Source organism: Pseudomonas sp. S4_EA_1b, from assembly GCF_016307435.1.
GTDB lineage: Bacteria > Pseudomonadota > Gammaproteobacteria > Pseudomonadales > Pseudomonadaceae > Aquipseudomonas > Aquipseudomonas rhodesiae.
The window spans coordinates 19,170-45,764 of record NZ_JAEILC010000017.1; the positions used below are offsets into that span (position 1 = coordinate 19,170).

The 26,595-nt window shown below is 63.9% G+C and carries 22 protein-coding genes and 1 other RNA gene; 10 read left to right on the top strand and 13 right to left on the bottom strand.

Features of this window, described 5'->3' with window-relative positions; genetic code table 11:
• Nucleotides 1-83: 83 nt before the first annotated feature.
• The 10 genes from YA0848_RS06485 (at nucleotide 84) to YA0848_RS06530 (ending at nucleotide 13,799) form a co-directional block, all read left to right on the top strand.
• Complete coding sequence (locus YA0848_RS06485) at nucleotides 84-743, top strand: GntR family transcriptional regulator (RefSeq protein ID WP_034099697.1); 660 nt, start codon at nucleotides 84-86, stop codon at nucleotides 741-743.
• 2 nt (nucleotides 744-745) lie between these two features.
• Nucleotides 746-4,234 (top strand): chromosome segregation protein SMC, encoded by a 3,489-nt coding sequence (gene smc / locus YA0848_RS06490; RefSeq protein WP_169902487.1) that lies wholly within the window; start codon nucleotides 746-748, stop codon nucleotides 4,232-4,234.
• A 292-nt stretch (nucleotides 4,235-4,526) separates the two neighbouring features.
• On the top strand, nucleotides 4,527-5,390 hold the full coding sequence (zipA, locus tag YA0848_RS06495; RefSeq protein ID WP_169868865.1) for a cell division protein ZipA: 864 nt from the start codon (nucleotides 4,527-4,529) through the stop codon (nucleotides 5,388-5,390).
• Between the two features lie 86 nt (nucleotides 5,391-5,476).
• A complete protein-coding gene (gene ligA, locus YA0848_RS06500) occupies nucleotides 5,477-7,843 on the top strand; it encodes an NAD-dependent DNA ligase LigA (protein ID WP_034099694.1) in 2,367 nt (788 codons plus the stop codon).
• Nucleotides 7,844-7,962: 119 nt separating this feature from the next.
• Nucleotides 7,963-9,129, top strand: coding sequence for a zinc-binding metallopeptidase family protein (locus YA0848_RS06505; RefSeq protein ID WP_034099693.1), 1,167 nt, complete (start codon nucleotides 7,963-7,965; stop codon nucleotides 9,127-9,129).
• Nucleotides 9,130-9,276: 147 nt separating this feature from the next.
• An RNA gene (gene ffs, locus YA0848_RS06510) (signal recognition particle sRNA small type) lies at nucleotides 9,277-9,373 on the top strand.
• A gap of 174 nt (nucleotides 9,374-9,547) precedes the next feature.
• The gene (locus YA0848_RS06515) at nucleotides 9,548-9,976 is read left to right on the top strand and encodes a hypothetical protein (RefSeq protein ID WP_034099692.1); all 429 of its coding nucleotides are present in this window, start codon (nucleotides 9,548-9,550) and stop codon (nucleotides 9,974-9,976) included.
• Nucleotides 9,977-10,035: 59 nt separating this feature from the next.
• A complete protein-coding gene (locus YA0848_RS06520; protein ID WP_169902475.1) occupies nucleotides 10,036-11,997 on the top strand; it encodes a hypothetical protein in 1,962 nt (653 codons plus the stop codon).
• 157 nt (nucleotides 11,998-12,154) lie between these two features.
• A complete protein-coding gene (locus YA0848_RS06525) occupies nucleotides 12,155-13,201 on the top strand; it encodes an N-acetylmuramidase family protein (protein WP_040269099.1) in 1,047 nt (348 codons plus the stop codon).
• Between the two features lies 1 nt (nucleotide 13,202).
• Nucleotides 13,203-13,799 carry a hypothetical protein gene (locus tag YA0848_RS06530; protein ID WP_034138934.1) on the top strand — a complete coding sequence of 199 codons (597 nt, stop codon included), beginning with the start codon at nucleotides 13,203-13,205 and terminating at the stop codon, nucleotides 13,797-13,799.
• Nucleotides 13,800-14,098: 299 nt separating this feature from the next.
• Here YA0848_RS06530 and YA0848_RS06535 read toward each other — a convergent pair whose 3' ends face one another.
• Genes YA0848_RS06535 through YA0848_RS06595 form a run of 13 tightly spaced genes read right to left on the bottom strand, consistent with a single transcriptional unit; the run spans nucleotide 14,099 to nucleotide 26,405 of the window.
• Nucleotides 14,099-14,341, bottom strand: coding sequence for a DUF2274 domain-containing protein (locus YA0848_RS06535; protein ID WP_198712301.1), 243 nt, complete (start codon nucleotides 14,339-14,341; stop codon nucleotides 14,099-14,101).
• Nucleotides 14,338-15,621 (bottom strand): TrbI/VirB10 family protein, encoded by a 1,284-nt coding sequence (locus YA0848_RS06540; protein ID WP_198712300.1) that lies wholly within the window; start codon nucleotides 15,619-15,621, stop codon nucleotides 14,338-14,340. The genes YA0848_RS06535 and YA0848_RS06540 overlap by 4 nt, the downstream gene beginning before the upstream one ends.
• A 2-nt stretch (nucleotides 15,622-15,623) precedes the next feature.
• Nucleotides 15,624-16,616, bottom strand: coding sequence for a P-type conjugative transfer protein TrbG (gene trbG, locus YA0848_RS06545; RefSeq protein WP_198712299.1), 993 nt, complete (start codon nucleotides 16,614-16,616; stop codon nucleotides 15,624-15,626).
• Nucleotides 16,613-17,317: a conjugal transfer protein TrbF gene (gene trbF / locus YA0848_RS06550; protein WP_053268282.1), complete on the bottom strand. Its 705-nt coding sequence runs from the start codon at nucleotides 17,315-17,317 to the stop codon at nucleotides 16,613-16,615. The genes trbG and trbF overlap by 4 nt, the downstream gene beginning before the upstream one ends.
• A 24-nt stretch (nucleotides 17,318-17,341) precedes the next feature.
• Complete coding sequence (gene trbL, locus YA0848_RS06555; RefSeq protein ID WP_198712298.1) at nucleotides 17,342-18,736, bottom strand: P-type conjugative transfer protein TrbL; 1,395 nt, start codon at nucleotides 18,734-18,736, stop codon at nucleotides 17,342-17,344.
• Entirely contained in the window at nucleotides 18,733-19,023 is a 291-nt protein-coding gene (locus YA0848_RS06560; RefSeq protein ID WP_198712297.1) for a hypothetical protein, read from the bottom strand. Before YA0848_RS06560 ends, trbL begins: the two co-directional genes overlap by 4 nt.
• An 11-nt stretch (nucleotides 19,024-19,034) precedes the next feature.
• The gene (gene trbJ / locus YA0848_RS06565; RefSeq protein ID WP_198712296.1) at nucleotides 19,035-19,772 is read right to left on the bottom strand and encodes a P-type conjugative transfer protein TrbJ; all 738 of its coding nucleotides are present in this window, start codon (nucleotides 19,770-19,772) and stop codon (nucleotides 19,035-19,037) included.
• On the bottom strand, nucleotides 19,769-22,219 hold the full coding sequence (trbE, locus tag YA0848_RS06570; RefSeq protein ID WP_198712295.1) for a conjugal transfer protein TrbE: 2,451 nt from the start codon (nucleotides 22,217-22,219) through the stop codon (nucleotides 19,769-19,771). The genes trbJ and trbE overlap by 4 nt, the downstream gene beginning before the upstream one ends.
• A gap of 11 nt (nucleotides 22,220-22,230) precedes the next feature.
• Nucleotides 22,231-22,515, bottom strand: coding sequence for a VirB3 family type IV secretion system protein (locus tag YA0848_RS06575; protein WP_121040493.1), 285 nt, complete (start codon nucleotides 22,513-22,515; stop codon nucleotides 22,231-22,233).
• The gene (locus tag YA0848_RS06580) at nucleotides 22,512-22,895 is read right to left on the bottom strand and encodes a TrbC/VirB2 family protein (protein WP_198712294.1); all 384 of its coding nucleotides are present in this window, start codon (nucleotides 22,893-22,895) and stop codon (nucleotides 22,512-22,514) included. Before YA0848_RS06580 ends, YA0848_RS06575 begins: the two co-directional genes overlap by 4 nt.
• Complete coding sequence (trbB, locus tag YA0848_RS06585) at nucleotides 22,892-23,938, bottom strand: P-type conjugative transfer ATPase TrbB (protein WP_198712293.1); 1,047 nt, start codon at nucleotides 23,936-23,938, stop codon at nucleotides 22,892-22,894. Before trbB ends, YA0848_RS06580 begins: the two co-directional genes overlap by 4 nt.
• A complete protein-coding gene (locus YA0848_RS06590; protein ID WP_198712292.1) occupies nucleotides 23,935-24,411 on the bottom strand; it encodes a CopG family transcriptional regulator in 477 nt (158 codons plus the stop codon). Before YA0848_RS06590 ends, trbB begins: the two co-directional genes overlap by 4 nt.
• Complete coding sequence (locus tag YA0848_RS06595; RefSeq protein ID WP_198712291.1) at nucleotides 24,408-26,405, bottom strand: conjugal transfer protein TraG; 1,998 nt, start codon at nucleotides 26,403-26,405, stop codon at nucleotides 24,408-24,410. Before YA0848_RS06595 ends, YA0848_RS06590 begins: the two co-directional genes overlap by 4 nt.
• Nucleotides 26,406-26,595: the final 190 nt, after the last annotated feature.

Below are 26,595 nucleotides of genomic sequence, written 5' to 3' on the forward strand. Positions count from 1 at the left end.
CGCGACAGTGGGCGTAGCGCCATCAGCGGGCCAATGCGCTACACTGCCGCGCTTGTACCGATAGACGATTTTGAAGGAAACCCATGACGTTCAAGGCGCCGGACAGTCTCGCCGAGCAGATCGCTCACCACCTCGCCGAACGTATCATTCGCGGCGATCTCAAGCCTGGGGAGCGCATCCAGGAACAGAAGGTCACGCTGGCACTCAATGTCAGCCGCGGCTCCGTGCGCGAAGCCTTGCTGATCCTTGAACGCCGGCACCTGATCGCGATCCTGCCGCGCCGTGGCGCCCACGTCACCGAACTCACCGCGCATAAGGTGCAAAGCCTGTGCACGTTGATGGGCGAGCTGTACATCCTGCTCGGCAATGCGGTGGCGCAAGGCTGGCAGACCCAGGCCGATATGGCGCCGTTCGTGCAGATCCAGCAGCGTCTGGTGAGCAATTTCGAACGTCAGGACATCCGCGCGTTCGTCGAAGAAAGCTTCAATGTGATGCGCGCCGCGTACCCCTTCGCTAACAACCCGTACCTGCAGGAAACCGTCGAAAACCTGCAGCCGGCGATGAACCGCGCCTATTACCTGGCCCTGGACCAGCGCAAGGCCGAGATGAGCGAGTACCTGGCGCTGTTCGAGCAACTGCTCGCCGCCGTGCTGGCCCGTGACTTGCCGCAGATCCGCCAGGTGCTGTCGGCCTACGGTCAGCGCAGTTGCTCGCTGGTTATCGCAGCGTTGGCGGACGTCTAAACGTGCGGCTCAAGTGCATCAAACTGGCGGGGTTCAAATCCTTCGTCGACCCGACCACGGTGAACTTCCCCAGTAATATGGCGGCGGTGGTCGGGCCCAATGGTTGCGGCAAGTCGAACATCATCGACGCCGTCCGCTGGGTGATGGGCGAGAGCTCGGCCAAGAACCTGCGCGGCGAGTCGATGACCGACGTCATCTTCAACGGCTCCACCAGCCGTAAGCCGGTGAGCCAGGCCAGCATCGAGCTGGTGTTCGACAACTCCGACGGCACCCTGATCGGCGAATACGCGGCCTATGCGGAAATCTCCATCCGCCGCAAAGTCACGCGCGACAGCCAGAACAGCTACTTCCTCAACGGCACCAAGTGCCGCCGTCGTGACATTACCGATATCTTCCTCGGCACCGGCCTGGGCCCGCGCAGCTATTCGATCATCGAACAGGGCATGATCTCCAAGCTGATCGAAGCCAAGCCCGAGGACCTGCGCAACTTTATCGAGGAAGCGGCCGGCATCTCCAAGTACAAGGAACGTCGCCGCGAGACCGAAAACCGCATCCGCCGCACCCACGAAAACCTCGCCCGCCTGACCGACCTGCGCGAAGAGCTGGAGCGCCAGTTGGAGCGCCTGCACCGGCAGGCCCAGGCCGCCGAGAAGTATCAGGAATACAAGGGCGAAGAGCGCCAGCTCAAGGCCCAATTGTCGGCCCTGCGCTGGCAAGCCTTGAACGATCAAGTGGGCCAGCGCGAAGCGATCATCGGCACCCAGGAAATCAGCTTCGAAGCGCTGGTGGCCGAGCAGCGCAACGCCGACGCCAGCATCGAACGCCTGCGCGACGGGCACCACGATCTGTCCGAGCGCTTCAATCTGGTGCAGGGCCGCTTCTATTCGGTGGGTGGCGATATCGCCCGGGTCGAGCAGAGCATCCAGCACGGCCAGCAACGTCTGCGCCAATTGCAGGACGATCTGAAGGAAGCCGAGCGCGCGCGCCTGGAGACCGAATCCCACCTGGGCCACGACCGCACCTTGCTGCTGACCCTCGGCGAAGAGCTGGACATGCTCACCCCTGAGCAGGAGATCACCAGCGCCGCCGCCGAAGAAGCCGCCGCCGCCTTGGAAGAAGCCGAAACCACTATGCACGGCTGGCAGGAACAGTGGGACGCCTTCAACCTGCAATCGGCCGAACCGCGCCGCCAGGCCGAAGTGCAGCAGTCGCGCATCCAGCAACTGGAAACCAGTATGGAACGTCTGGCCGAGCGCCAGCGCCGCTTGCAGGAAGAGCGCGTGCTGCTCGCCGCCGACCCGGAAGATGCAGCGATCATGGCGCTCAGCGAGCAACTGGCCGAAAGCGAAATGACCCTGGAAGAACTCGAAGCCAGCGAAGAGCAGCAAGTCGAGCGCCTGGAGCAACTGCGCCAGCAACTGCAACAGGCGACCCAGGCCCAGCAGCAGGCCCAGGGCGACCTGCAACGGCTCAACGGGCGTCTGGCGTCCCTTGAAGCCTTGCAACAAGCCGCGCTGGACCCGGACATCGGCACGGCCGAGTGGCTGCGCGACCAACACCTGGCCGAGCGCCCGCGCCTGGCTGAAGGTTTGAAGGTCGACGCCGGTTGGGAGCTGGCCGTGGAAACCGTGTTGGGCGCCGATCTGCAAGCCGTGTTGGTGGACGATTTTGGCGGCTTCGATCTCTCCGGCTTTGCCCAGGGCGATCTGCGTTTGCTCAGCCCCGCCGCGGATGGTGCGCGGGTGCCGGGCAGCTTGTTGGATAAGGTCGAAGCCGCGATCGATCTGGCGCCGTGGCTGGGCCAGGTGCGGCCGGTGGAGTCCCTGGAGCAGGCCCTGGCCCAGCGCGGTCAACTGGCGGTCGGCGAAAGCCTGATCAGCCGCGACGGTTACTGGGTCGGCCGGCACTTTTTGCGCGTGCGTCGCGCCAGTGAAGCGCAAAGCGGCGTTCTGGCCCGTGGCCAGGAAATCGTCAATCTGAGCGCCGAGCGCGAAGAGCGCGAAGCCACCCTCGAACGCCTGGAAACCGAACTGCAAACCCTGCGCGCCACTCAGCGTCAGCAAGAGACCGGCCGCGAGCACCTGCGTCGGCTTTTGCAGGATGAGGCGCGCCAGCAAGGCGAACTCAAGGCGCAGCTATCGGCAAGCAAGGCCAAGGTCGAGCAACTGAGCCTGCGTCGCACCCGTCTCGACGAAGAAGTCGCCGAGATGGGCGAGCAACGCGCGCTGGAGCACGAACAAATCGGCGAAGCGCGCCTGCACTTGCAGGAAGCCCTCGACAGCATGGCTCAGGACACCGAGCAACGGGAACTGCTGCTGGCCCAGCGCGACAGCCTGCGCGAACGTCTCGACCGCGTGCGCCAGGAAGCGCGCCAGCACAAAGACCACGCCCATCGGTTGGCGGTGCGCCTGGGCTCGCTCAAGGCCCAGCACGCGTCCACGGCCCAGGCCCTTGAGCGCCTGGAGATGCAATCCGAGCGCCTGACCGAAAAGCGCGAGCAACTGAGCCTGAATCTGGAAGAGGGCGAAGCGCCGCTGGAAGAGTTGCGCCTCAAGCTCGAAGAGTTGCTCGACAAGCGCATGACCGTCGACGAAGAACTCAAGACCGCACAGATCGCCCTGGAAGACGCCGACCGCGAACTGCGCGACGCGGAAAAACGCCGGACCCAGGCCGAGCAGCAGTCCCAGTTGATTCGCGGCCAGCTCGAACAACAGCGCATGGAATGGCAAGCCCTGACCGTGCGCCGCAAAACCTTGCAGGACCAACTGCTCGAAGACGGCTACGACCTGCACGGCGTGCTCAATACCCTGACCGCCCAGGCCAACGAGAAAGACGCCGAAGAAGAACTCGAACGCATTGCCGCGCGGATTCAACGCCTCGGCGCAATCAACCTTGCGGCCATCGACGAATACCAGCAGCAATCCGAACGTAAGCGCTACCTGGACGCTCAGGACGCGGATCTGGTGGAGGCGCTCGACACCCTGGAAAACGTAATTCGCAAGATCGACAAGGAAACCCGCAACCGTTTCAAAGATACCTTTGATCAGATTAATGGCGGTTTACAGGCGTTATTCCCAAAAGTTTTCGGTGGCGGCAGCGCTTACTTGGAACTGACGGGCGAAGATCTACTCGATACAGGGGTGACGATCATGGCGCGCCCGCCGGGTAAGAAGAACAGCACCATTCATTTGCTGTCTGGTGGGGAAAAAGCCCTGACCGCCTTGGCGTTGGTGTTTGCCATCTTCAAGCTGAACCCGGCGCCGTTCTGCATGCTCGATGAAGTGGATGCACCGCTGGATGATGCGAACGTTGGACGCTATGCGCGGTTGGTCAAAGAGATGTCCCAGACCGTGCAGTTCATCTATATCACCCACAACAAGATCGCCATGGAAATGGCTGATCAACTGATGGGGGTGACGATGCACGAGCCGGGATGTTCGCGCTTGGTGGCGGTGGATGTGGAAGAGGCGATGGCGATGGTGGACGCCTGACGGCAAGCTTCAAGCGGTAAGTGAGTCAGCTTGAAGCTTGTCGCTCAGGGCCTGTGGTTCACAGTTGGCGTCTGCTGTAGGAGATTGCCTGCTACGCCTGAAAGCTGGCAATTCGACACATTTCGCGCCAACTGTGTAAAGTTATCTTTGGTCGTGCTAGTTTAATGTCAATTTTTCGTGTGCGTGGGCAAAACGTCAGTCAGAACATAGAGTTGGCGCCACGTTTTAAAGCGGTTTGCACGATGCTAAACCCCTTATTTTTCAGCATTTTTTATTAGAGGCACGGGATTACATGGAAATCGGTCTGCGCGAGTGGCTGATCGTCATCGGCATTATTGTCATTGCCGGTATTCTTTTTGATGGCTGGCGCCGCATGCGCGGTGGCAAGGGCAAGCTCAAATTCCGTCTGGACCGTAACCTGTCCAACCTGCCCGACGACGACGGCAGCGCCGAGCTGCTGGGGCCGCCCCGTGTGCTGGACACCCATAAAGAGCCGCAACTGGACGAGCACGACCTGCCGTCGATGAGCGCGCCGGCGCGTGAAGCCCGCGAGCCATCGTCCAAACGCGGTAAACGCAGTGGCGTAGCGGTTGCCGAACCCCATCAGGGTGACCTTAACCTTGACGTGGATGAAGGCCCGAGTTTCAGCAGCCGTGACGACGATTTCCCCGATGAGAACGCCGCCAAGAACGCGCCGCGCCAATCGGTCAACGATCAGCCGGCCGCCGAAGAAGTGCTGGTGATCAGCGTGATCTGCCGCGACGCCGCCGGTTTCAAAGGCCCGGCGCTGTTGCAGAACATCCTCGAAAGCGGCCTGCGCTTCGGCGAGATGGATATCTTCCACCGCCACGAAAGCATGGCGGGCAACGGCGAAGTGCTGTTCTCCATGGCCAATGCCGTCAAGCCAGGTACTTTCGATCTGGACGATATCGACTTGTTCAGCACGCCTGCGGTGAGCTTCTTCCTCGGTCTGCCAGGCCCGCGCCACCCGAAACAAGCGTTCGATGTGATGGTGGCCGCAGCACGCAAGCTGTCCCAGGAACTCAACGGCGAGCTGAAGGACGACCAACGCAGCGTCCTGACCGCCCAGACCATCGAACACTACCGTCAGCGCATCGTCGAGTTCGAGCGTCGCGCCCTGACACAGAAACGCTGAGGATTGGCCTCAAGCGTTGTCGATAGAATAAGCGCACCACCATTTGAGCAGCTTCGGCTGCTCTTTTGCTTTATGAGAGAACACCCATGACCGCCGCCCATACCCGCATCCTCGAACTGCGCGCTGAACTGGATCAGCACAACTACCGGTATTACGTCCTCGACGAGCCGAGCATCCCGGACGCCGAATACGACCGGCTGTTCCACGAGCTCAAGGCACTTGAAGACGAGCACCCGGAGCTGGTCACGCGGGATTCACCGACGCAGCGCGTCGGCGGGGCTGCGCTGTCGGCGTTCACTCAGGTCAAGCATGAGATTCCGATGCTCAGCCTGGGCAACGCCTTCGATGAAGCCAGCATGCTTGAGTTCGATCGTCGCGTTACTGAAGGTCTCGATCTGCCGGTGGGCGATCTGTTTGGCGGTGGCGCGGCGGTGGAGTACAGCTGCGAGCCGAAACTCGATGGCCTGGCGGTCAGCCTGTTGTATCAAGACGGCGAGCTGGTGCGCGGTGCCACCCGGGGCGACGGCACCACCGGCGAAGACATCAGCGTCAACGTGCGCACCGTGCGCAATATCCCCCTGAAGCTGCATGGCAGCGGCTGGCCGGCGACCCTGGAAGTGCGCGGCGAGGTGTTTATGTCCAAGGCCGGTTTCGAGCGGCTTAACGCTTCGCAACTGGAAGTGGGCGGCAAGACCTTTGCCAACCCGCGCAATGCCGCTGCCGGTAGCCTGCGCCAGTTGGATTCGAAAATCACCGCCAGCCGCCCGCTGGAGTTCTGTTGCTACGGGATCGGTCAGGTCACGGCGGATATCAGCGACACCCATATCGGCAACCTCAAGCAGTTGCAGAAGTGGGGGCTGCCGATCAGTCACGATCTGAAGCTGGCCAAGGGGATTCAGGAGTGCCTCGATTACTACCGTGACATCGGCGAGCGACGTAACAGCCTGCCGTATGAAATCGACGGTGTGGTGTTCAAGGTCAACAGCCTTGCCTCCCAGCGCGAACTGGGCTTTCGCGCCCGTGAGCCGCGCTGGGCCATCGCCCACAAGTTTCCGGCCATGGAAGAACTCACCGAACTGCTCGACGTGGAATTCCAAGTCGGCCGTACCGGCGCCGTGACGCCGGTGGCCCGCCTGAAACCGGTCAAGGTCGCGGGTGTGACCGTGTCCAACGCCACCTTGCACAACATGGACGAAGTGGCGCGCCTGGGCCTGATGATCGGCGACACCGTGATCATCCGCCGTGCCGGTGATGTGATCCCTCAGGTGGTCTCAGTGGTCACCGATCGCCGCCCGGAACATGCGCGTGCGGTGCAGATCCCTGAAAGCTGCCCGGTGTGCGGTTCCCATGTGGAACGCACGCAACTGGTCAAGCGCAGCAAGGGCAAGGAAACCGTCAGCGAAGGCGCGGTGTACCGTTGCGTCGGGCGCCTGGCCTGTGGCGCGCAGCTCAAGCAAGCGATCATCCACTTTGTGTCCCGCCGCGCCATGGACATCGACGGCTTGGGCGACAAAACCATCGAGCAATTGGTGGATGAACATCTCATCGCGTCACCGGCCGACCTGTACAAGCTCACGTACGAGCAGATCATCGACCTGGAAGGCTTTGCCGATATCTCCAGCAAAAAGCTGATCACCGCCATCGAAAACAGCAAATCGCCGACCCTCGCACGCTTTATCTACGCCCTGGGCATTCCCGATGTGGGTGAGGAGACCGCCAAGGTGTTGGCGCGCTCGCTGGCGTCCCTTGCGCGCGTGCAGCAGGCGTTGCCGGAGGTACTGACGTACTTGCCGGACGTGGGTCTGGAAGTGGCGCACGAGATCCACAGTTTCTTTGAGGACAGCCATAACCAGCAGGTGATCGGTGCGTTGCTTTCTCCGGACGAATGCGGCCTGCAATTGCAGGATCAGGGCGACCTGAGCGCGGAATTTGCCGCCAGCGCGACGTTGGGCGGGCTGCTCGACAAGCTCAATATCCCCAGCGTCGGCCCTGGCGCCGCGCAGAAACTGGCGGACAAGTTCGGCAGCCTTGACGGCGTAATCCAGGCCGACTGGCTGGACATGCGCCAGGCACTGCCTGAAAAGCAGGCCAAGGCCGTGCGCGACTTCTTCGATAATCCGCAGAACGCCCGCCGTGCCCAGGCCATCGAGCAGCAGCTCAAGGATTTCGGCATGCACTGGCACAGCGCGAAGAAGGTCGTCGAAGGCTTGCCGGAAGCCGGCCACACCTGGGTACTGACCGGTTCGTTGGAGCTGATGAGCCGCGATGTGGCCAAGGACAAACTGGAAAGCCTGGGCGCCAAGGTCGCCGGTTCCGTCTCGGCCAAGACCCACTGTGTGGTGGCGGGCCCTGGGGCTGGTTCAAAGCTGGCCAAGGCCACCGAGCTGGGCCTGAAGGTGCTGGATGAAGAGGCGTTTGTTGCCTTTCTTGCCCAGCATAACGTGACCGTCTGATGGCGTGTGCCGGGCGCTGGCTTGCCGCGCGTCGGGCGGCGCTGCAACCCTACAGCAGCGAAGTGGAACGATCCTGAGCCCTGAATGATCTAGTCTGGGTCACCTAGGGAGAGATCGCCATGTTCCGCTATTTCGAGCAACTCAGTTCGCGCATCGCCGCACCGTTCATGGCCGACACTTCGCGTAACAGCAAAGTCTGGCAATGCCGCTGCGGCCAGCCGCTGTTCTTTCGCAATAGTCAGTGCCTGGCTTGCTCGGCGCTGTTGGGGTACCAGCCGCAGCAGAGCCGCTTGGCGTCCCTTCGGCCCGGACCCGTTGCCGGAACGTGGCTGCAGGACGGCAATCTCGACGCCGGGGCCTTCCGCCGTTGCGCCAACCTCGACACCCCGGCGGCCTGCAACTGGCTGATCCCGGCTCACAGCACCGCGCCGCTGTGTGTGGCTTGCAGCCTCAATCGCACCATTCCCGACCTGTCCATCGTGGACAACCACGAACGCTGGCGCAAAGTGGAAACCGCCAAGCGCCGCCTGGTGGCGCAATTGATCAGCCTGGGCCTGCAGGTGGTGCCCAAGAGCGTCGACGAAGAGACCGGCCTGGCCTTCGACTTTATCGGTGTCGACCTGGAGGGCAACGCGCCCACCACCGGGCATGCCAACGGCCTGATCACCCTCGACATCAAGGAAGCCGACGACGCTCACCGCGAAAAAGTCCGCGTGCAGATGCACGAGCCTTACCGCACCTTGCTCGGCCATTTTCGCCATGAAGTCGGCCACTACTATTGGGATCGCCTGATCGCCGGCAGCCACTGGATCGAACCGTTTCGCCAACTGTTCGGTGACGAACGCGCCAGTTACGCCGAGGCCCTCGACCGGCATTATCAGCACGGCCCGCGACCGGACTGGCAGGAAGCCTGCGTCAGCGCTTACGCCACCATGCACCCCTGGGAAGACTGGGCGGAAACCTGGGCGCATTACCTGCACATGATGGACGCCGTGGATACCGCCCTAGGCTTCGGCATGAGCGCGCGGGAGATGGACCTGGATTACCAACCATTCCCCCTTGCCACCCTCTACGATCCCGCGCACCCCGGCGGTCCGGCGTTTCTGGCGTTCGTCAATGCGTGGATCGAACTGGCCGGCATGCTCAACGAACTGTCGCGCAGCATGGGCCAACCGGATTTCTACCCCTTCGTACTGCCACCGGCGGTGATCGCCAAACTGCACTTTATCCATCTGGTGATCCAGGAAGAGGGCGGCCGTGCGGACGAGGTGCTGCAAGCACAATGATCAACCCATGTGGGAAGGGCATGCTGAGGGCCATGGCAAGTGCTTGAACCTCTTCATATTTTTAATCCGTCACCAACGGTTGTAACTTCCGATGAGATCGGTACAATGGCGCGGCTTGCCGAGAGGCCAGCGTCGTTATGGTGACCCCATCGGTCCCCCCGCAACGATTACCCGTTAACCTGGTCAGGCCCGGAAGGGAGCAGCCACAGCGGGAACATTGTGTGCCGGGGTGTGGCTGGTGGGGTTGCCTCCATAGCGCTCTTCTTTAGTTGTTCATCCCAATATCCAAAAAAACTGTTTGCGAACCATCTGCCCTTGAGCAGTCCATGGTGGCATTGTCGCGACGGCCAAAAACTCACGCCAGCTCGGCAGTTTATCGGTGGCATACTTCACTGCCTGGCAACCGGAGGCAGCGCAAGTGGAAAAAGTTGACGACCTCACACGAGAAAAACTGCGGGAATGGCAGATGCGGCGCTTGGAGATCAAGGACCGTATCCAGGCACACCCGGAGCAGACCCTGGCGTTGTCGAAGGTGTTGGACCTTATGGACGAGGAGCACGCCGAGATTATGAGCGGTGCGCAGTTTGTCCGTACTGCCGAGCCGAGCCCTGGGCCGAGCGTCGATCAGCCTCCACCGGTCACCGCTACCTACCAATTGCACTTGGACGTGTCCGCCCACAGCGCCGAAGACCTGCGGCGTTTGCTCGATATGGCCGTTCATGAACTGCAACGGCAGATTGAACTGGCCAGCGCCCCGGCCTCCACCGGGCCACGGCGTTACCCCGGTGGCATGGCGGGTTCTCTGGGTGGCTATCAATTCGAGGTGGGCGTCGGTCAGGATGCCTGACAGGCTTAGCCGCTGAATCCATTTGACTGACCTCATTCGGCCCCTGGCCGCGAGGATGTATGCAACCGGAACACTTCGATTTATCCAGCCCCGTTTTCCTGCCGGTTACCGACGACACCTGCAGCGCCTTGCTCGGTGCCGACGGTGCCACGCACCTGGACACCATGACAGACCCGGAGCTGGCGGCGGTGCTGGTCATTCAGAATCTGGCGCAGGCCGCGCCAGCCGACCTCAACGGTGCCGCCGCCGAGCGTGTGCTGGGCAAGTTGATCGGTTGGGCGCTGAACACGCCGACGTCCGGCACGGCGGCGTTGCTGTCCGAAGCGCGGCGGTTGTTCGATCCGCGCAAGCTGTACTTCGGCATCAATGCGCTCAAAAACCTCAACCTGCGCCTGTTACTGGCCGAAGAGGTCGCGGCGCGTGATTATCTGCTGCCCGACGGCCAGTGGGATGTGACCTACAAAGTCCGCCAGCGGCGCAGCAACGATCCCTTCAGCCAGCAGATGATCACTCCCCGGCACCGCGAGCGTTGGCTCAGCCCGGCGCAGGACAAGCTGGTGCGCACCTTTCGCGCCAATCTCAATGAAGACCTGCACGTGCAAGGCTATGCCGGTATCGGCAAGAGCCACTTGCTGGGCGCGTTGCTGGAATGTCTGCGCCCGGAAAAAACCCTGATCCTGGCACGCACCGGAGCCAAATTGGCCACGTTGCGCGAGCGCATGGGGCTGACGCGGGACAGCAAGGCCGGTTCGACCTTCGCCGCGTTTGCCAAAGCGCTGTTACAGAACGGGCGGCCAACCGCAGACAAATCATCGGCCAGGTTGCCCAGTAAGCAGGCGGTGGCCCAAGCCCTGGATATCCTGGGTTGGCGCGGCCACGATGGTCAGGCGACGTTGAATGTGTGCCTCAAGGTGCTTGAGAACTACTGCGACTCCAGCCATCACAGCCTCTCGGCCCGGCACTTTCCTCACTTCAAGCACGCCTTGTCCAGCCTGGATGCCCAGGTCTTGCTGGAATACTCAAGCCGCGTGTGGACGTACCTGGAGCGCAACCCGCAGTGGGTCGTCCAGACCGAGTTCGCCACATTGTGGTTGATCAAGCGCGCCAGCCTGGAAGGCTGCGAAGTGCCGCCGCGGTTTACCCATGTGCTGATCGATGAAAGCCAGGACATCCCGGCCTCGTTGCTGCAGATCATCGAGCGCGGCCGTCAGGTGCTGATCACCCTGGGCGACGAATATCAGTTGGCCACCGGCGTGATGGTGCGGCGCAAGCGTGAAGTCCGGCACACCGATATCAGCTATTCGGTGCGTTCCGGCCGCAACGTCGAGCGCCTGGTCAACCCCTTGATCAGCGTACATTCGCAGAAGAGCAAGGTTCCGTTCGAAGGCGCGCGGGACGCCGATGTCGGCATCGAACATTACCCCCAGGGCTTCGTGCCGCCGGAAGGCTGCGTAGTGTTGACCGCGTCCCATTGGGACACGATGAAGTGGGCGATCCAGTTACAGCAGGCCAATTGCCCGTTCACCTTGTTCGACAGCGCGGCGCAGCGCGATTTGGAGCGTTTTATGATCAGCGCCATTGCGTTGTTCAAACCGCAGTTCTACAGCACCGAGCACACCGACAAAGGCCCCCACGCCTATTTCAGCGACCTGGCCGACTGGCAGCAGGTGCGTGAGGCCGGGCAGTTCGACGAAGCGTTCCTGTGGGTCGAGCATGAGCTGGAAAAAGGCTTCAATGTGGCCGATGTCACCCGCCTGAACCGCCTGGCCGGCGAGCCCGACAAACGCTGCCGGCTGATGCTGGCGCAAGAGGCCGGCGGCATGGAGTTCGACTGCGTGTTGCTCACCCCGGAATTGCTGAGCAACGTGAAGTTCAAGGATGCGTATGCCTTCGATCAACGATTGTGCGAGGTGTACATCGCGATTTCACGGGCCAGGCGCCAGCTCTATTTGCCTTACGATGTGGTCGAGTGGATCGATTACCACAAGTATCAGAAGACCCGTGAAATTCATGGTTATTAAGGGATTTAGTTCGGTTGTCTCACAACTTTTGAGCGCCCCTCTGGACAACCTAAAACTGCCTTGCTAGTTTCCGCCAGCCGCATGTTTCAGAATATGACAACAGTACCGCATTGATATTGAAGTGATATCACTTCTTTAACTAACAAGGATGTCTCTGATGAAAAGCCTGCAAGGGTTGCCCCGTCTGATCAGTGCTTCGGTGGGCGCTCCCGGTAAAGCCCGCAACTTGCCCGCCGATGTGCAGTGCATCCAGTATTTATTCAATCTGATCATTCCCAAAATGGGCTTTCCCCTGCCGGAAAACGGCAAGTGCGACGGCCAGTTGGTGCAGTGCATCAGCCAGTATCAGTTTCGCCACCTCAAGTACGCCCATCCCGACGGCGTGATCGACCCCACCGGTCGTACGTTCAACAGTCTGATCGAAGAGGCCGTCAAGGTGCCGGTCAAGGCCTCTCCGACGCTGCGCATTCCAACCTTCCTGAATGCCTTCGGCAATAACCACGGCGATGCAGTGCAGGCTACGGTGAATGTGTACTTGGACCGCATGCGCGCGATGATCGAAGCGGAGCGCCGCAACCGGCAACTGATGTTGCAGCCCACCTGCGACGGTGGCATGACCCTCTCCGACACTGATTTCCAGAACGCCGCCACCCAGTTGGGCAACGGCATTTCGGTCAATATCATCAAGGCCTTCGCCACCGTGGAATCCGGCGGGCGTTCGGGGTTCGGGCCGGCCAAGTTGCCGGTGATCGCTTTCGAAGGGCACCTGTTTCGCAAGTACACCAAGCGCATCTACGACCAGGCCCACCCGCTGCTGTCTTACCCCTACGTGAAAAAGGCCGGGCCGCAGTGGCAGACCAACAACAAGGACCAGATCAAAGCCTGGGAAACCATGGCTACTGCGTTTGCCTTGGATCAGGAAGCGGCCTTGATGTCGGCGTCCTGGGGCATGTTCCAGATCATGGGCTTCAACTTCGAATCGTGCGGTTACAAGACCGTGTTTGAATTCGCGGCCGCCTTGAAAGTGAATGCTGGCAACCAGCTCAAAGCCTTCCTGGGTTTCTGCAGCAAGAGCCCAGCGTTGATGAAAGCCATGAAGGCCAAGGATTTCACCGGCATGGCGCGTAATTACAACGGTGAGGACTACGGCAACTACGACGTCCTGATGAAGAAAGCCTACGAAAAACTTGAAGGGAAAAAATAGGATGACGCGTTTTCTGACGATGGGTGTGTTGTCGTTGTGCTTTGCAGTGCCGGCATTGGCCGCCAGCAGCGCTTTGCATTCGGGCAAGTATGAAGGCCTGATGCTGGCGGTCACGCCGCAGCAGCAGGTCGAAGGCTACTACGCCGAAGAAATGGGCGAGGGCGTCACCCGCGGCTGCACGTTTTACCTGCAGGGTAAACCGGGCGCGCTGACCACTTGGGGCCAGGAAGCTTATCCCGGCAGCATCGCAGCGTCTGGCGATGGCGTGACCCTGACCGTAGAACAAGGCCGCCAGCACCCCGGTTGCCTGAACGTGTTGATGCCGGAAATCGCCACCGGCCTGGACCTGAGCCAGACCGCCAGCAAAAACTGGATCGGCCTGGTCACGGTGTCCGCCGACAAGGCTTACTTGCAGAAAACCCCGGGTGCCAAGGTCGCTAAGCGCCCGTATATCGTCAAGCGTGACGTGGTCGGTGTGCTGGCGTACAAGGACGGCTGGGCCCAGGTCGAGTTCGTCAACGCCGAAGGCCGCTCGTTCATTGGTTGGATCAGCCAGGACCAGTACAGCCGTCTGGCTGCGCCCACCGCGCAAAACTGAGCCACAAAAAAGGGCCGGTGTCAAGCGCTTAGTGAAACCGACCGGATGGCTGGAAGTCTATATGGGACGCGGGGTTAGCTCTACTCTGGGCCGCTTTGCGGGGCTGCGGCGTTGTGGGCTAGGAGCCACATGAGAGCGTCGCGGTAGAAAGCCGGAGCGTGCTGCATCGGGGGGTGATTGCCAGCAGATGACGGACTCGTTTTTCATCATAGTCCAATCGGCCGCAGCTCTCCATAACGACGAACGCGCAGCCTTGGGCTGCGCGTTCGAGGGATGGCCGACAAGGGGAAGCGGCATCATCAGCTTGGCTTCGGAGGCGCGGCCTTGGCCGCGCCTCCCTTCCTGAATCCCCGATCCCCAGCCATGAACGCCTCCAGCATGTGCGGGATCAGCGTCACGGCATCGACCGCCTCGCCATACGCCTGCGCGTGCAGCGCGGCGTAGTGGTCGAGGTCGGCTTTCAGGCTGGCCGGGCAGGCAAAGGTCAGCTTCGTGGATTCCGTTTTCGGTAGCGGCCCGAGCCGCAGCTTGCGCGTCGTCATCGTGAAGTCCCCTTGTTGAAGAACAACGGCTGGTAGGGCCGCAGCACCAAGTCGCGGTTGGCGATGATGCGAACCGGCAGGCCCGGCCGCTCGGTCAGCGTCGGCTGGATGTTCATGTTGCGCCGAGTCATCTCCTGGCCGACCTGATTGATGCTGTCCTGCGCGCTGTCGCGCCCGGCGATGATGATGCGGTCGCCATCCTGGCGGTTCTCGGGCGCGGCCAACTCGGCGCCGACGCCCAGCAGCGTGGTCAACGCCGCGCCGGCGAAGATACGGCCCCAGTGGTAGTCCACGTCGTCTTCCAGTCCGGCATAGCCCGCCGGGTCGGTGCCGACTAGGTTGTCCAGTGTCAGCGAAGACGTGTCCGGCAGGATGATCCGGTTCCACACCACCTGCACGCGGCTTTGTCCGTAGCTGACCTGGCTGTTGTAGCGGCCCAGGATGCGCGAACCCTGCGGGATCAGCAGAAAGCGCCCGGTGGCCGTGTCATAGACCGGCTCCGTCACCGTGGCGATCACATCGCCCGGCAAATCCGACTTGATGCCCGTCACCAGCGCCCCGGCGATGACCGCCCCGGCCATCACCTGATACGGCGAAGCCGGCAGGGTCAGGTTGCCGGAATTACGGGTTTCCGTGGTTCCGGCTTTCTGGAATGCCTCTTTCTGGTCTTGCCGGTTCTGTACCGCCGTCGGGTCGGCAGGCTGCGCCGCCGTCGAGGCCGGCCCGGCCGCCATCGGGTCGAACGCCGCATTGGCGGCGAAGCCCGGCGCGGCGGTAGCCTGCGACTGCGCCACCGGCGCGGCCTTCTGCGTGCCAGAGCGGAAGAACACCGATGAACCCGCGGCCGCTTCGGCTTCCTTGCGCAGCGCATCGTTCGGGTCGTTTCCAGGGGCCGCATAGGCGGCCGTCACTGGCTGCTGCGACTTGACGATGGCCGGGCCAAGATCGCCCGGCAGCGGCGGCCCCAGTTCGGGCACCGTGGGCGGCAAGGCCGGCGGCAGCTTGGAGTAGTCCGCCGGCAGCGCATCCAGCCCTTCGGACTTGGAGACGCGATCGACGTTGTAAAGCTCGGTCTGCTCACCAGCACCACGCCGCTGCGGTTGCAGCGACCACATCAGCGCGCCGAGCACGGCGACTGACAGGCCGCCGGCGAGGATGGCCAGCGTGCGCCGGTTCAGGCGCGTGACCGGGCGCGGCTGGGCGCGCAGCGCCATCGCCTCGGGCGCGATCTTGCCCGCAGCCTGCGGCGCGGCGAGGTCGGGAGTGTCGTCCTGGCTCATGGTCAGTTCCTCCGCGCAACGCCATCGGTGCGCTCGATTCGCACCACGTCGCCGCCATCGCCACCCAGGCGCAGTTCGGCCGCACCAAAGAGGCGATCCACGATGTAGTACGGCGAACGGAAACGATAGTTGACGAGCTGGCCGTCACCCTGCGCGCCGATGACGAACAGCGGCGGCAGTTCGCCTTGGGCGATACCCGGCGGGAACTGGATATAGACCTTCTCGCCATCATCGAAGGCCCGTTGCGGCTTCCACGGCGGATTGCTGCCGCTGATCGCGTAGCGGAAGCGGATCTTCTCCAACGCCAAGCCGGTATCGACCGGCGCGGCTGTCTGTGCGGCCTGCGACTGGCGCTGCAAGGCCAGCATCCGGTCTTTGGGGTAGTCCCAGGAAACCGACGCCATCCATGCCTTTTCCGTCGAGGTCAGTTCCAGCAGGTACGTCCGCCGGCTGGTGGTGATGACCAGATTGGTTTTCAAGCCCGAGCGAGTGGGCTTGACCAGCACATTGACGCGCAGCGCCTCACCGCTGCCGCTGGACGTGTCGCCCACGATCCAGCGCACCGTGTCGCCGGCAGCGACGGTGACAAGCTCCTCGCCGGGCTGGAGCGAAACCACGGTGACGCGCCCCGGCGCGGCATAGACTTGATACAACGCGCCGTCGCTGTACGGCCACACTTGGATCGCATTGACGTAGCCCTCGCGGGTCGGCGCGATGCGTGCCTCGGCATTGGCGCGCGAGACGCGCACTTTCTCGTCGGCCGGCTCTGGCACGGGCGCTGCCTCGTCCACGTCCGGTAGCGGCTTCAATTGCGCCGGCAGCGCCAGCGGCTCGGGCATGGCGACGACTTCCACCGGCTTGGGCGGTTCGGGCAGGGGCTGCGCCCGCACCGGCTCATCGAGCGAGATGGTCGGTGGCGGCTTGCCCTGCGAGGCGCAACCCGACAGGGCCGCGAACATCAGCACGAAAGCGTAAAAGCGGAAAGGCAGGTTCATGGCTTGGCTCCTTCGGAAGAATCCAGTTCGCGGCTCCACGACAGGCCGTTGACGTAGATCCCCAGCGGGTTCTTGCGCAGGCGTTGCTCCGTGCGCGGGGTTTGCAGGACGGTCGAAAGCACGGCGTTCCAGCGTTCGGTGCCAGCGGGTGCGCCGTTGACGAACCGCTGTTCCGTCCAGCGGACGTTGAACGAGGCATCGCTGGCACGCGTGACGCTGGTGATCTGCACCGTCACCGACTCGCGGCCGACGCGGGCGAACGGATCGTTCTTGCTCGCGTAGTCGTTGAGCACCGCCGCGCCCTTGTCGGTGGTGTAGTCGTAGGCATCGAGCCAGTTCTGCCGCACCACGATGGGGTCGATGGACAGCGAGCGCACCAGCGTCACAAAGCGCGCAAGGTGATGCGCAATCTGCGCATCGGCGGGCCGGTACGGCGTGGCGGCCTCGCCCACGGTACGCACCTGGCCGGATTGATCGACTTCGATGACGTAGGGGGTCACGATGGACTGCGCCGAACGCCACACCAGGCCACCGGCCATCAGCAAGGCGAGCACCAGGCAGCCGAAGGCCATCAGCCGCCAGTTCTTCGCCTGCACGCGGGCCGAGCCGATACGCTCGTCCCACACCTGGGCGGCGGCTTGATACGGAGTGGCAGGCTGCGGCGTATCGGCATAGCGCACCTGCGGTCGTTTGAATCGCATGGTCAGTTCTCCTTGTGAATCGCTTCAGTCGTCGGAGCCGCGCAGGCTCGGGCCTTGCCCGGAGCCGCCGCCATCGCCACCGCGCAACGTGTGTGCGGCAGTGGTCGCGGCATGGGTGATCTGCTGGCGGCGGTGCATCCGCTTGGCCCATGCGGGCTGCTCTTGCTTCTGCGAGCTGGCGGCGCCGTCGGCGGCTTCGCCTGCGGCCGCCTGGCCGGAGCCAGCCGCACCGGGCGCAGCGCCGCCACCTGCCTCTGTGCCGTTCCATCCAGCGCGGAAAGAGCTGGCCATCTTCTGCGCTGCGCCGGACGCCCCGGATGCGGCGCTGCGCCCGGCAGACTGCGCGCCGGTCTTGGCGACATTGCCCAAGCCGGCCATCGCGCCCTTGGCCCCTCCGCCCGCAGCGGCGGAACCGGCCTGGAACGCCGAGCGTGCGCTACCGGCCGCCGAGGCGGCGGCACGCGCTCCGCTGCCAGCCAGCTTGGCGGCGGCCGGCGCCATCCGCGCCCCGGCCATGACCGCACCGCCCACGCCAGTCGCGGCGGCACCAATGGCCACGCCCGTGCCAACAGCACCGACAGCGGCACCGGCCATCGCGCCCGCGCCAAGCTGCGGCGCACCGGACACGAGGCCGGTGGCGATGCCCGGCCCGAAGATGCCCAGCGCCAGCAGCGCAAGCGAGGCCAGCATCACCACCAGGGCATGGTCGATGGACGGTTCATCCGGCACGGTCTGGAACTCGGCGAACAGGCCCGAGCCAATGCCGACGATGACGGCCAGCACCAAGACCTTGATGCCCGACGACACCACGTTGCCGAGCACCTTTTCGGCGAGAAACGAGGTTTTGTTCCAGAGCGCGAACGGCACCAGCACGAAGCCCGCCAGCGTGGTCAGCTTGAACTCGATCAGCGTGATGAAAAGCTGGATCGCCAGCACGAAGAAACACAGGATGACGGTGAGCCAGGCGAGAAACATCACCACGATGGGGTCGATGTTCACGAAGACTTCGGGGAAGCCCGCCATGTCGCCGATCTGGTCGAGGATCGGCGCGCCGGCGTCGATGCCGGTCTTGGCCAGCCGCCCCGGTTGCAGGAAGTTCTCCATCGTCATGGCCGAGCCGGTGGCCGTCAGGCCCAGCCCGGCGAACGAGCGGAAGACGATGCCGGCCAGCCAGTTGAAGTTGCCGATGATGTAGGCGAAGGCACCGACGTAGAGCACCTTGCGCAGCAGCTTGGCGATCACGTCCTCGCCCTGGCCGGTGGCGTGGCTCATGGCCCAATAAAGGCCGGCGATGGTCATGTCGATGACGATCAGCGTGGCCGTCAGGAACGCCACTTCGCCTTGCAGCAAGCCAAACCCGGAGTCGATGTAGCGCGAAAACGTATCGAGGAAGCGGTCGATGATGGTCACGTCGTTCATGGCGCGTCCCCTCCAATGGGTTCATCGAAACTCGCCGGAATCGGTGGCAGCTCGGCCAGCGTCCGGTATTCATCCGGCCCGGCCTGGCCGGAGAAGAAGCGCCGCCGAAAGGCTTCGGCGGCGGCGCGGCAGTCGTCTTCGCCCACGGCCTGCTGGTCGGCTGCGCACTGCGCCCGCAACGCCTTGAGCCGCACGGGATCGGCGGTCAAGGCGTCGGCCAGGCTCTCGGCCGACTGCTGGCCGCAAGCGGTCAGCAGTACGGCCAGCAGGACGGAAGCGCATCGCATGGCCGCCTCCGTCAGTTGTTGTAGAAATTGACGGACTGCGGCGTGTACGGCGTGCCGCTGCCGAGGAAGCGGCGGCGCACTTCGCGGGCGCGCTCGGTGGCCGCCGCCTGCCGCGCCAGTTCCAGCGAGGCCGAGCGGTCTTGCGTGATCTGGAGCTGCTGGGACTGGATGGACTGCTTGGCCTGCAAGGCAAGAAGCTGGTTGGTCGCCTGCTGCGCCTGCAAGGCACCGGTGGCCGACTGGCTCTGGCTCACGAGGTCGGCCAGCGCGCTTTCGTCTTGGGCCAGGTTCTGCGACACCTGCGCCTGCATCCGCATCGCGGTATGCAAGCCATCGAGCGTGTTCTTCCAGCGTTCGCGGGCGTCCTGCGCCATGCGGTCGCCGCTGATGGTCGCGGCGTACTGCTCCGGGTACAGACGGGCAAACGTGGCATCCATGCTCTGCACGTCGTAGGCCAGTCCCTGTGCCTCGGCGATCAGGCGTTCGGTGGTGGCGAGCGTGGAGCGCAGGCGGTTGACGATGTTGAAATCGAGGCTCGTCAGATTGCGGGCCTGGTTTATCAACATCTGCGCCTCGTTTTGCAGTTGATTGATCTGGTTGTTGATCTGCTCCATCGTGCGAATTGCCGTCAGCGTGTTCTGCACAAGGTTGGCGGGGTCGATGAACGTGAGCGCTGATGCGGGCTGCGCGGTCAGCAGCGTCACCGACAGCACGGCAGTCAGGGATACGGAAAGAGCACGGGTCTTCATGGCGAAACCTCCAGCGGTTGAGAAGCGAGGAAAGAAGCCGCCGCAGGCGAGGACGGCAGCAGGTCGGCGGCCCAGTCGAGGCCGCGATGGCGCAGCCACGCACCGGCGAAGCCGGGAGCGCCGGCCTGCGTCAGCACGCGGTCAATGTCGCGTTGGTCTTGCGGTGTGGATGCGCCCGCGAAGGCGAGCGCGGCCGGCCCCAGGTCGAGGTCGAACAGGCGATTGCCGAGACGCGATTGGTAGTAGTAGTCGCGCTTGGGCTGGGCGGTGGCGACGATCTCGATTTGCCGGCTGTTGAGGCCGAAGCCCTCGTAGATCGTGCGAATCTGCGGTTCGGTCGCCTGCGGGTTGGGTAAGAAAATCCGACTCGGGCAGCTCTCGATGATTGCGGGCGCAATGCTCGAATCCTTGATGTCCGCCAGACTCTGCGTGGCGAAGATCACGGACACGTTTTTCTTGCGTAGCGTCTTCAACCATTGGCGAATGCGCGCGGCGAAAGACGGCTCATCGAGGAACAGCCACGCCTCATCCAGAATCAGCAGCGTCGGCGCACCGTCGAAACGCTCATCGAAGCGGGCGAACAGGTAGCGCAGCACCGCCTGCACGGCGGCGGGGCTGTGCATCAGTTCTTCCATCTCGAAGCCCTGCACGTCACCGAAGCCGAGACGATCGGTGTCCGCGTCCAGCAGCTTGCCGTGCGCGCCACCGAGCACATAGGGCGCGAGTGCCTGCCGTAGCGCGTTCGATTGCAGCAGCACCGAGAACCCGGTCAACGTGCGCTGCTCAACGGGCGCCCCGGCCAAGCTGCCCAGCGCCGACCAGATGACCGCCTTCTCGTCCGGGCCGACCGTCACGCCCTCATGCAGCAGGCGGCCTTCCACCCATTCCCCCGCCCAGGAGCGATAGCTTTCCCGGTCGATACGCGCGAGTGGCTGGAAGGCAATGCCGCCATCGGCACCCAGGTCGTAGTGCTCGCCGCCCAGGCCCAGGATGGTGGCGCGCATCGAGCGGCCCATGTCGAAGGCGAAGATCCGCGAGCCGAAGTAGCGGCGGAACTGCATCGCCAGGATGGCGAGCAAGACCGACTTGCCCATGCCGGTCGGGCCGGCGACCAGGGTATGCCCCACGTCGCCGATATGCGTCACCAGCCGGAACGGCGTCGCGCCATCGGTGCGGGTGACGATCAGCGGCGGGCTGTCGAGGTGGTCGTTCTTCTCCGGCCCGGCCCACACCGCCGACAGCGGCATCATGTGCGCCAGGTTCAGCGTCGAGACGATGGGCTGGCGGACATTCGCGTAGGCATTGCCGGGGATGGACGACAGCCACGCATCCACGGCGTTGAGAGTTTCGGGGATGGTCACGAAACCCCGGCCCTGGATGACGCGCTCCACCATGCGCAGTTTTTCGTCGGCCGCGGCTGGATCGGCATCGAGCACCGTCACCGTGGCAGTGAAGTGACCGAAGGCGACCTGATCGCCACCCAGCTCCTGCATCGCGGCATCCGCGTCGGCCGCCTTGTTGCTCGCGTCGGTATCGACCAGCGGGCTTTCCTGCTGGAAGATGGTTTCGCGCAGCAGCGCCACCACGTTCTTGCGCTTGGCGAACCACTGGCGGCGCAGGCGGCCGAGTTCCTTTTCCGCCTCGGCTTTGTCCAGGCAGAGAAAGCGCGTGCTCCAGCGGTAGGCGAAGCCCAGGCGGTTGAGATCGTCCAGCAGGCCCGGCCAGGTCGAAGTCGGAAAGCCGCGCACCGACACCACGCGCAGGTGCTGGTCACCCAGCGTCGGCGCCAGGCCGCCGACCAGCGCGGAGTCGGCCAGCAGTGCGTCGATATGGAACGGCACTTCGGGGACGCCCACGCGGTAGCGCCGCGTGGACACCGTGGCGTGCAGGTAGGTCAGCGTCTCGGCGTCATCGAGCCAGGCGATTTCCGGCATCACGCCGTCGAGCAGGTCGAACACGCGATCGGTTTCCGCCACGAAGGCATCGAGGCGGCCACCCCAATCCACGCCATCGCCGGGTGAGTTCTCGTAGAGCAGCTTCGCGGCGCGGGCGCGGGATTCCTCCGGCGGCAGGAAAGCCACCGTCAAGTGATAGGCACTCTCGAAGTGATGGCCCGATTCCTCAAACGCGGCGCGGCGTTCCTCGTCCACGAGCCAGGACAGCGGTTCGGGAAAGTCGGAGTGCGGGTAGTCCGCCGCCGGTCGGCGCTCGGCCTCAATGAACAGCGCCCAGCCCGAACCTAGCCGGCGCAGCGCGTTGTTGAGCCGCGCTGATGTGGCGATCAGTTCGCCTTGCGTGGCACTGTCCAGATCAGGCCCGCGAAAGCGCGCCGTGCGCTGGAAACTGCCGTCCTTGTTCAAGACGACGCCCGGCGCGATCAGCCCGGCCCACGGAAGCCAGTCGGCTAGCAAGGCCGGGCGCTGGCGGTATTCGGCAAGGTTCAGCATGGCGGCGTCCCCTATACGTCCAGCAGCGGTTTGTGCTTGATGTGCCGGGCGAAGACCTGCATGAACTGCGGATCGACGCGGGCACCCCACACCGCCAGCGAATGGCCGACGATCCAGAGCACCGCACCGGGAATCCACAGTTGCAGGCCCAGCCCGACGGCGGCGGCCAGCGTGCCGTTGGCGATCGCCACGGTGCGCGGCGCGCCGCCGAGCAGGATCGGTTCGGTGAGCGAGCGATGCAGCGGGATCTCGAAGCCGGACGCGAAGCCCGGCGCTCCTTCGTTGGCGGTGCTCATACGACGGCCCCGCCGGAGAAGCTGAAGAACGACAGGAAGAAGCTCGAAGCTGCGAACGCGATGGACAGGCCGAAGACGATCTGGATCAGCTTCCGGAAGCCGCCGCTGGTATCGCCGAAGGCCAGCGCCAGGCCGGTGGAAATGATGATGATGACCGCGACGATGCGCGCCACCGGCCCCTGGATGGATTCGAGGATCGAGGTCAGCGGCCCTTCCCAGGGCATCGAGGAACCGGAGGCTTTCGCCGTGCCGGCCGTCATCAGCATGATGGCGGCCAGCAGCAGGCCGTGCTGCGCCGGCGCGGCCAGGCGCAGCAGGCGCGCGCAGGCCGAAGCCGGATTTACGGAAATGCGGAAAGCATGAATGTGCATCTGCGTCATGGCAGTTCTCCAGAGGGTTCAGGGGACGGGGAAGGAACTGGCGGCAGCTCGGGAAACGGCGTTTCCAGCGCATCCGCCAGGCGATAGCCCACGCCGTCGAAGCCGACGACGCGGGCGATGGTTTCGACGTGGCGCTTGCGGCCACGCCCGGCGATGTGGATGACGACGTTGATGGCCTCGGCGATCAACGCGCGCGGCGGATTCACCGCTACTTCAAGAATCAGTTGCTCCAGGCGAAGCAGTGCGCCCAGCGCGGAACCCGCATGGATAGTGGCGATGCCACCCGGATGGCCTGTGCCCCACACCTTCACCAAGTCCAGGGCTTCGCCGCCGCGCACCTCGCCGACGATCACGCGATCAGGGCGCAGGCGCATCGTGGCGCGCACCAGCTCCTGCATCGACACGACGCCTGCGCGCGTGCGCAGCGGCACATGGTCGCGGGCGGCGCATTGCAGCTCGATGGTGTCTTCGAGCACCAGCACGCGATCGCCCGTGGCAGCGATTTCCGCGAGCAAGGCATTGGCGAGCGTGGTCTTGCCGGTACTGGTGCCGCCGGCGATCAGGATGTTCTGCCGCTCGCGCACGGCGCGGCGCAGGAAGTCCGCCTGACCGGCAGTCAGAATGCCGTCGGCCACATAGCGATCCAGGCCGATGATGCTCACGGCCCGCTTGCGCAGCGCGAAGGCTGGCCCCGGCGCGGCCGGCGGCAAGATGCCCTCGAAACGCTCGCCCGTCTCGGGCAATTCGGCGGTCAAGAGCGGTTGGCCGCGATGGACTTCCGCGCCGACGTGCGCGGCAACAAGGCGGATGATGCGTTCGCCGTCGGCTTCGGGCAGCTCGACGCCCAGCGGTGCGCGGCCCGACGACAGCCGATCCACCCACAGGGTGCGATCAGGGTTGAGCATGATTTCCACCACGTCCGGGTCTTCGAGCGCGGCGGCGATCAGCGGCCCCATTGCCGTGCGCAGCATCTGGATGCGGCGATCCTGTGAAGTGGTGGCCGACGAGCGTGGTTCGGGTGGGATCTGTGGAACGGCGCTCATGAGGCACGCTCCGCAGCACGTTCATGGGCTTCGGCCAGCGCCGCCGCGTCATCCATGCGCGCGGTGTCCGGGTGCAGTTCTTCCACCACGTCGCGCACCAGACTGCGGCCGCGCAGCAGGTGCCTGCCGAGCTGTTCGATGAACTGCTCGAAACGCGCCTTGCCCTGGGCACGGGCCGCGTCCTGATGCGCCTCGGGCACCGGCGTGCTGACGGTCAGGAAGTAGCGGATGAACAGCGCCAGCGTTTCGATCTGGATGTTCTGGTCGCGCTCCAGTCGTTCGGCCTGCCGCGACAGGCGATCCAGTCGCTTGGCGATGGCGGCCTCGCGCCGGTCTCCGGCATCGGGCGACAGCCAGGACGCCAGCGCCGCCGCGACAATGCTGGATTTCGAGACACCTTTCTTGGCAGCCAGTTTTTCCAGCCGCTTGGCATGCTCGTGTTGGATGAACAGGTTGAGGCGGTATTGGCTCATAAGTCGATTCCGTCGTTGGGGTCGAGAGAGGCCAGCCGCGCCGTGCGCTGCATGGCCGGGTCAAGCTGGCCTGGGAGCGGCAGCGGCAGGTCGTCGTCGTCATCGAGCAGCGCCAGGTCATCTGGCGCATCCAGTTCGGGGTCGTAAGCGACGGATTCGGAGAGTTCGGGTTGGCGGCGCGGGCCGCCGTCATCGGTGCCACCCAGGTCATCGGCGCATGCCGTGGCTGATGTGGCGGGCACGACGGGGATCGCCAGGCCACTCCAATCGTCGGCGCGGGCCGGTGGCACGTCGGCGTACTGTCCGGCCGCCAGCGCGGGCGGTGGCAGCACGCGTTGCTTGAAATTGGCGTCGGCGTAGTAGCGCAGCTTCTTCGCCTTGATCGGCGCGACGCTGGACACCATCACCACGGATTCATCGGGCGGAAGCTGCATCACCTCGCCAGGGGTGAGCAGCGGCCGGGCGGTTTCCTGCCGCGACACCATGAGATGCCCGAGCCACGGCGCGAGTCGGTGGCCGGCGTAGTTGCGCTGCGCGCGCAGTTCGGTCGCGGTGCCCAGCGTTTCCGAAATGCGTTTGGCCGTGCGTTCGTCGTTGGTGGCGAACGTCACCCGGACATGGCAGTTGTCCAGAATCGAATGGTTCTGGCCGTAGGCTTTGTCGATCTGGTTGAGCGACTGCGCGATGAGGAAACTGCGGATGCCGTAGCCGGCCATGAAGGCCAGCGCCGTCTCGAAGAAGTCGAGCCGGCCCAGCGCCGGGAACTCATCGAGCATCAGTAGCAGCTTGTGGCGGCGTTCGATGCCGTCGCTGCCATCGAGCGATTCGGTGAGGCGTCGCCCAATCTGGTTCAAGATGAGCCGGATCAACGGCTTGGTACGGCTGATGTCCGAAGGTGGCACCACCAGGTACAACGACACCGGATGTTCGGACGCAATCAGGTCGGCGATGCGCCAGTCGCAGCGTGATGTGACCTCGGCTACCGTGGGGTCGCGGTACAAGCCCAAGAAGCTCATCGCGGTGGAGAGCACGCCCGACCGCTCGTTGTCCGACTTGTTGAGCACTTCACGCGCGGCGGACGCGACAACCGGGTGCGGTGCATCGCCCAGGTGCTTCGTCGTCATCATCCGGTGCAGCGTCAGCTCGAACGGGCACGCCGGATCGGAGAGGAAGTTGGCGACGCCGCGCAGCGTCTTGTCTTCGCCCGCATAGAGCACATGCAGGATGGCGCCGACCAGCAGCGCATGGCTGGTCTTCTCCCAGTGATTGCGCTTCTCCAACGCACCTTCGGGGTCAACGAGAATGTCCGCGATGTTCTGCACGTCGCGCACTTCATGCGCGCCGCGCCGCACTTCCAGCAGCGGGTTGTACGCGGCCGAACTAGCATCGGTGGGGTTGAACAGCAGGCAATGCGAGAAACGCGAGCGCCAGCCAGCGGTGATCTGCCAGTTCTCGCCCTTGATGTCGTGGATCACTGCCGATGCAGGCCATGACAGCAAGGTCGGCACCACCAGGCCCACGCCTTTTCCCGAGCGCGTGGGCGCGAACGTCAGGACGTGTTCCGGGCCTTCATGGCGCAGGTACTGTCCGTCATGCAGACCGAGAAAGACGCCGGCAGACTGCACCAGCCCGGCCTTGCGAATGTCGGCGGTATTGGCCCAACGTGCCGAGCCATAGGTCGTGACCAGGCGCGATTGCCGCGAACGCCACACCGACATGGCGATGGCGACCACTACGGCGACCAGGCCGCTGCCGCCCGCAATGGCGCCGCCTATGTCGAAGACGTGCGGCGCGTAGGCATCGAAGAAGAACCACCACTCGAACAGCCGCCAGGGGTGATAGACCGGCGTACCGAAGAAGTCGAACCAGGGCGAGCCAAGGCGTAGTTGGTAGGCCAGAGCGGCGGCTGTCCATTGCGTTGCACTCCACACACCGGCGATCACGATGCTGTAAACAACCGCGATCTGCCCGAATAGCACACCCTGAGCTTGCATTGACTGGCCTCCGATTTCCTCTGCGCTGATTCCTCGTTCACACGCAGCACAAGGACGTGCCGCATAGCGCGAGGATCGGTGCCGAGTCGGTGCCGGTCAAAGACCGCTATCGGGAGAAAGCTCTAGAAAAAGGAAAGAATTCGTGCAGCGTCGAGCCAAAGAAAAACGCCGCAAGCGAAGGCGCATTGCG

Coding starts and splice junctions, on each gene's coding strand:
- YA0848_RS06485 (WP_034099697.1), top strand. CDS start 84: ATGACGTTCAAGGCGCCGGACAGTCTCGCCGAGCAGATCGCTCACCAC.
- zipA (WP_169868865.1), top strand. CDS start 4,527: ATGGAAATCGGTCTGCGCGAGTGGCTGATCGTCATCGGCATTATTGTC.
- ligA (WP_034099694.1), top strand. CDS start 5,477: ATGACCGCCGCCCATACCCGCATCCTCGAACTGCGCGCTGAACTGGAT.
- YA0848_RS06505 (WP_034099693.1), top strand. CDS start 7,963: ATGTTCCGCTATTTCGAGCAACTCAGTTCGCGCATCGCCGCACCGTTC.
- YA0848_RS06520 (WP_169902475.1), top strand. CDS start 10,036: ATGCAACCGGAACACTTCGATTTATCCAGCCCCGTTTTCCTGCCGGTT.
- YA0848_RS06525 (WP_040269099.1), top strand. CDS start 12,155: ATGAAAAGCCTGCAAGGGTTGCCCCGTCTGATCAGTGCTTCGGTGGGC.
- YA0848_RS06530 (WP_034138934.1), top strand. CDS start 13,203: ATGACGCGTTTTCTGACGATGGGTGTGTTGTCGTTGTGCTTTGCAGTG.
- YA0848_RS06535 (WP_198712301.1), bottom strand. CDS start 14,341: ATGACGACGCGCAAGCTGCGGCTCGGGCCGCTACCGAAAACGGAATCC.
- YA0848_RS06540 (WP_198712300.1), bottom strand. CDS start 15,621: ATGAGCCAGGACGACACTCCCGACCTCGCCGCGCCGCAGGCTGCGGGC.
- trbG (WP_198712299.1), bottom strand. CDS start 16,616: ATGAACCTGCCTTTCCGCTTTTACGCTTTCGTGCTGATGTTCGCGGCC.
- trbF (WP_053268282.1), bottom strand. CDS start 17,317: ATGCGATTCAAACGACCGCAGGTGCGCTATGCCGATACGCCGCAGCCT.
- trbL (WP_198712298.1), bottom strand. CDS start 18,736: ATGAACGACGTGACCATCATCGACCGCTTCCTCGATACGTTTTCGCGC.
- YA0848_RS06560 (WP_198712297.1), bottom strand. CDS start 19,023: ATGCGATGCGCTTCCGTCCTGCTGGCCGTACTGCTGACCGCTTGCGGC.
- trbJ (WP_198712296.1), bottom strand. CDS start 19,772: ATGAAGACCCGTGCTCTTTCCGTATCCCTGACTGCCGTGCTGTCGGTG.
- trbE (WP_198712295.1), bottom strand. CDS start 22,219: ATGCTGAACCTTGCCGAATACCGCCAGCGCCCGGCCTTGCTAGCCGAC.
- YA0848_RS06575 (WP_121040493.1), bottom strand. CDS start 22,515: ATGAGCACCGCCAACGAAGGAGCGCCGGGCTTCGCGTCCGGCTTCGAG.
- YA0848_RS06580 (WP_198712294.1), bottom strand. CDS start 22,895: ATGACGCAGATGCACATTCATGCTTTCCGCATTTCCGTAAATCCGGCT.
- trbB (WP_198712293.1), bottom strand. CDS start 23,938: ATGAGCGCCGTTCCACAGATCCCACCCGAACCACGCTCGTCGGCCACC.
- YA0848_RS06590 (WP_198712292.1), bottom strand. CDS start 24,411: ATGAGCCAATACCGCCTCAACCTGTTCATCCAACACGAGCATGCCAAG.
- YA0848_RS06595 (WP_198712291.1), bottom strand. CDS start 26,405: ATGCAAGCTCAGGGTGTGCTATTCGGGCAGATCGCGGTTGTTTACAGC.